The following is a 5202-nucleotide window of genomic DNA, read 5'->3' on the forward strand; positions in this document are numbered from 1 at the left end:
CCCTGGCGGCGGTGACCCGGGCGCGGCGGCTGGCCCGCTCCGAAGAAGAGCGCAGCGCGGCGGCCATCTACGAGGGCGTCATCCTGGCGGACATGGGGCGGCGCGATGAAGCGCTGGCGTCGTTCCGGGCGGGCTTGTTGCTGGCCCCGGAGGCGAAGCTGCCGGCGAAGGTGTCACCCAAGGTGGAGGGGGACTTCGAGTCGGTGCGGAGCGCGGTGCGGCAGGAGCGCGCGGCGCTGGAGAAGCCGGCGGACGCGCCGGTGGTGGAGCGTCCGGCGGCGTTGAGCCCGCCCCAGGTCGCGGCGGCGCCTGCTCCGGGCGTGGACTTGAAGGCGGATGCCCGTGAGCGCGGGATGCGCCGGGTGCCGACGGTGTCGTGGGTGCTGCTGGGCACGGGGGTGGTGGCGGGCGGTGTGGGGTCCATCATCGGGCTCCAGTCGCGCGGCAACGTGAGCTCCGCGCGCGAGGCGGACCTGTCCACGGACGTGGGCGGGCATCTGGACGATGCGCGGGGGCAGGCGGTCGTGGCGAACGTGCTCTTCGGCACGGCTCTGGCGGCGGCGGTGGGCGCCGTCACCACGTACTTCCTCGGCGGTGAGTCCACGGCGTCGGCGGGGACTCCGTGAGGATTCGGCTCGCGTTGACGCTGGGGATGTTGATGCTGGGCGGCTGCACCGTGCCCGTCGATGACGACGTCATCCTGCGGAGGTTCTGTTCTAACACCGGCGTAGACTTCCAGGACGCGACGGTCCGGCTGACGGATCCGGCAGCCTGTGACCGGGGCATGGCGGTGGAGGTCCGGAGTGAGAACGCCAGCCCTGGCTGCGTCCAGGTCTCGCTCCAGGATGGCGACAAGCGGCTGCTCGCATCCACCCAGTTGCTGGGACCGACGCAGGTCACGCCGGAGCAGGCTCGCGGTCTGCGCATCCTGCTCTCGGAGGCACAGGGGACCACGTTCCGGCTGATTGCGGAGTCCTTCGCGGGCAATGCGTGCGACGGCGTTGCGACCACCAAGCTCCTACGGTTCGTCGAGGTCCCCCAGGGCAAGGTGCAGGGCGTCCAGCTCGATGTGTCCCAGAGCGACGAGGACGGCGATGGTCATCCGTCCATCGCCACGGGAGGCACGGACTGCGATGACGCGAACGCGGACATCCACCCGGGCGCGGAGGAACTGTGCGACGGCGTGGACAACAACTGCGTGGACGGTGAGTCGGATGCCCCGGGCATGCGGACGTGGTTCCTGGACCAGGATGGTGACGGCTACGGAGTGGCCGTGCTGGCGTGCGCGGAACCCGCGGGGCAACTGGCGGAACAGGGCGGAGATTGCGACGAGTCGGACGCCACCATTCATCCCGGTCAAAGCGAACTGCGCTGCGACGGTCGTGACGACAACTGCGACGGCGCGAAGGATGAAGGACTGGCCATCCTGACATGGTACCGGGACGCGGATGGGGACGGGTATGGCGACGTGACCCAGGCCGTCTCGGGTTGCGCAGCGCCTGCTGGCTACGTGACCAGCGCCACGGACTGCGATGACACCACCGCAGCCATCCGTCCCGAGGTTGTGGAAACAAAGGACCTCAAAGACAACAACTGCAATGGCGCCATTGACGATGGTCTCTACCCAGGCCCTCGAATGGCCGCCACCTGGCTCACCAATCTAGCAGTGACGCCCACGGGAACGGTCTGGGGATGGGGTAGCAATCCATACAATCTTCTGGGGGATGTGCCCGACACCAACCACCCTACCCGTATTCATGAATCAGTGCTCAAGGACATAACAACCATCGCCGCAGGCATGAATCACGCATTGGCACTCTTGCGGGACGGGACCGTGATGTCCTGGGGGGACAATCCCTACGGGCAACTTGGGATTGGACCTCATGGTTCACCCTCCACTCCACAGCGGATTCAAGGACTTAAGGATGTCGTCGCCATTGCCGCTGGAGCCAATCATTCCCTGGCGCTCACGCGAGCCGGCACGGTGTGGGCTTGGGGCAATAATGAGTGGGGCCAGTTGGGCGACGGCAGCCAGAAGAATCGCGATTCCCCTGCCCTGATCCCGGGAATGACAGGCGCCATCGCCATCACCGCGAAGGCCAACAAATCACTGGCTCTGCGCGCGGATGGCACTGTCTGGCTCCTCTACGACGTGGGAACCGGGAATATCCCTTCCATGGTCCCCGGGCTGACAGGCGTCGCGGCAATCGCCTCAATGAGCGGCCCTGACTTGGCATTGAAGAAGGACGCAACCGTCTGGGTATGGGATTACGACGGTATCCGGACGCCCCCCCAGCAGGTCCCGGGCATCACGACCGTGACGGCTCTTGTGACCAGCGCCAACCATGTGCTCGCACTGAAGCAGGATGGAACTGTCTGGGCATGGGGGGGGAACTATGCAGGCCAGCTTGGAGATGGAACCACCACGGGCCGCGCGACTCCAGCTCAGATCCCAGGACTCACGACCGTCGCATCCCTGGCAGCAGGCAACGAACACTCCCTGGCCGTAAAACAAGACGGAAGCGTCTGGGGCTGGGGGTACAATGCATTCGGCCCGTTCGAAACTCCGGAAATAGATGCCCGCACACCGAACCAAATTGCAGCCCCCGGAGCCTGGAGCCTGACTTCGCAGTGACCTAGCCCGTCACTCCGCCGCGAGGTTGAGCTTGAAGACGTTGTCCTGGCCCGCCTTCACCTCGAACGAGCGGGTCACGTCCTTGCCCAGCTCCTTGTTCACGACGCGCACCTGATGCACGCCCTCCGTCGCCTCCACGGCGGCGAAGGGTGTCTGTCCCAGGGGCTTGCCGTCCAGGGACACCATGCCGAACGGACGGACGCGGAACTCCACCCTGCCCTTGGGCAGGTCGCGCCGGACCGGCGTGGCCACGCGGCGGACCGGCGGTGCGACCGGACTGGTCGTCGCGGGCTTCACGGCAACGGTGGGGCGCGGAGTCGGCGCCACCTCCGCCACCACGCCCGCGTCGCGCACCTCGGCGGAGTTCTCTGTCGCGGGCTTCACCTCGGCCACGACGGCGGGAGTGCCACTGTCCACCGTCTCGGCCGCCACCGGTTCCACGCGCGCCTCCGCCACGACCGGCGTCACCTTCGGCTCCGGCGGCTTCACCGGCACGTCGTCCTTCCGAGCCACCGGCGTGGGCACACTCGCGGGCGCAGCGGCCTTCTCACCCCGCCCCGCCACCGCCAATCCCCCAGCGAGCCCCAGCACGCTCACGGCCACCATCGCCCCCACCAGCTTCCGCTGGGGCGAGCGCACCGCGCCCGCGAGCAGGGGCTGCTCGGAGGCAACCCCCTTCGAGACCTCCTGAGGCTGTGGCCTGGAGGACTCCCGCAGCAAGCTCCCCGCGGACGGTGTCGCCGGATCCGTCGCCGCATCGAACCGGCTCGAAGGCATGTCGTGCTGCGATGCCGTCACCGCGGGCGCTTCCATCGAGGAGCGCGAGGACAGCGCCTCCCACGCCGTGCCCACACGGGCCGGCATGGGCGTCGTCGCTGCCTCCACCGCGGGCGCCACGGGCGCAGTCACCCGCCCCTTCGCGGGCGTGGGCGAGACGGGCGTGGCGTCCACCCCTTCCATCATCTGCGCCACCAGCCGGGCGATCTGGTACGCGCCCACCGGCTCGCCCAGCGACAGCACGAAGCGCTCCAGGTCCGCCTGGAACGCGCGGCAGTCCGGGTAGCGATGCTCGCGGTCCTTCGCGAGCGCCCGCTCCAAAATCCGCTGCATCGCCTCCGGCAGGTCCGGCCGGCGCTCCACCGCGGGCACGAAGGGCTCGAAGAGGATGGCCTGCATCATGCTCACGTCGGTCGTCGCGTCGAACGGCCGCCTCCCCGTGAGCAGCTCGTAGAGCACGATGCCCAGCGCGTACACGTCCACGCGCCCATCCATGGCCTTCGCCTGGAGCTGCTCCGGCGGCATGTACGCCACCTTGCCCTTCACCACGCCCGTCGCCGTGCGGTGACTCTGCCCCGCCACCTTCGCGATGCCGAAGTCCACCACCTTCACCGCGCCCTGCCGCGACACCAGCACGTTCTCCGGACTGATGTCCCGGTGCACCAGCCCCAGCGGCGCCCCCGTCTCCGGGTCCGACAGCTCGTGCGCGAACGCCAGCCCCTCCGCCGCGGCGGCCACCATCTTCGCGCACGCGCCCGGGGGCAGCGGCTGCTTCAGCTCCGTGGAGCGCTTGATGAGCCTGCGCAGCGTGGGCCCGTCGATGTACTCCATCGCCAGGAAGTAGCTGCCGTCCACCTCGCCGAAGTCGAAGATCTGCACCACGTTCGGGTGGTCCAGCCGGGCGGCCAGCTGCGCCTCGCCCAGGAACATCTCCACGAACGCGTCATCCTCCGCCAGGTGCGGCAGGATGCGCTTGAGCACCAGCGTCTTCTCGAAGCCCCGGGGCCCCGCAGCCTTCGCGAGGAACACCTCGGCCATGCCTCCCGAGGCGAGCTTCCGCACCAGCTGGTACTTCCCCAATTGCATGGCCCCAAAGCTTTCCCACGGTTCACTGGAAAAGTGAAACCTTCCGCGCGAGCGAGCGTCCGGTGACACGAGCAAGACGCCAGGACGTTTGACCGTGACGTGACGTGGTCCGTAGGATCCGCGCTCCCATGCCTCCCAAGGCCATTGGTCCCTACCGCGTGCTGGAGACGCTCGGCAGTGGCGGGGCCGGGACCGTCTATCGGGCCCTGGACCGCCGCAGCAACGACGAGGTCGCGCTGAAGCTCCTGTCGACGGGTGGCCCGTCGCTGGACGACCGCGCGGCCCGGAGGCTCGCGCGCGAATTCGAGACGCTGGCGGACCTGGCCCACCCCAACGTGGTGAAGGTCTTCGAGGCCGGCGTCCACGCGGGCCAGCCGTACCTGGCCATGGAGCTCATCGAAGGGCTCACCCTGCGCCACTACCTGGACGTGAGCTTCAACGACCTGCACACGCCCACGCCCGCCTCCCGCTTCCCGCTCACCCTCCGCCGCACCGCGGACGACGACTTCGGCGGCGAGGAAGGCCCGGACGACGACGCGGACGACGCCAGCGAGGACGACGGCACCTTCGACCTCAACGCCTTCGCGGAGGAAGCGCCCAGCGAGGACCTGGCCAGCTTCCACGGCGCCGGGGATGACGACTCGGACTCCGGCGGGATGCCCGGGGTGGATCCGCGCCGGGCCGCCCCGCGCGCGCCGCAGCCC

The 5202-nt window shown here is 69.0% G+C and carries 3 protein-coding genes and 1 pseudogene; 3 read left to right on the plus strand and 1 reads right to left on the minus strand.

The annotated features are described in order from the left end of the window. A pseudogene (locus D7W82_RS40795) lies at positions 1-626 on the plus strand (tetratricopeptide repeat protein); the annotation flags it as partial. A gap of 14 nt (positions 627-640) precedes the next feature. Then, positions 641-2635: a MopE-related protein gene (locus D7W82_RS38260; protein ID WP_147439760.1), complete on the plus strand. Its 1995-nt coding sequence runs from the start codon at positions 641-643 to the stop codon at positions 2633-2635. A 9-nt stretch (positions 2636-2644) separates the two neighbouring features. On the opposite strand, the gene D7W82_RS38265 is transcribed toward D7W82_RS38260, so the two are convergent. Then, positions 2645-4498: a serine/threonine-protein kinase gene (locus tag D7W82_RS38265; protein ID WP_120622981.1), complete on the minus strand. Its 1854-nt coding sequence runs from the start codon at positions 4496-4498 to the stop codon at positions 2645-2647. A gap of 128 nt (positions 4499-4626) precedes the next feature. On the opposite strand from D7W82_RS38265, the gene D7W82_RS38270 reads away from it, so the two are divergent. Further along, positions 4627-5202, plus strand: a 576-nt coding sequence (locus D7W82_RS38270) for a protein kinase (protein ID WP_233588189.1), incomplete at its 3' end; no start/stop codon positions are given.

The sequence above is a fragment of the Corallococcus sp. CA049B genome (genome assembly GCF_003611685.1).
GTDB lineage: Bacteria > Myxococcota > Myxococcia > Myxococcales > Myxococcaceae > Corallococcus > Corallococcus coralloides.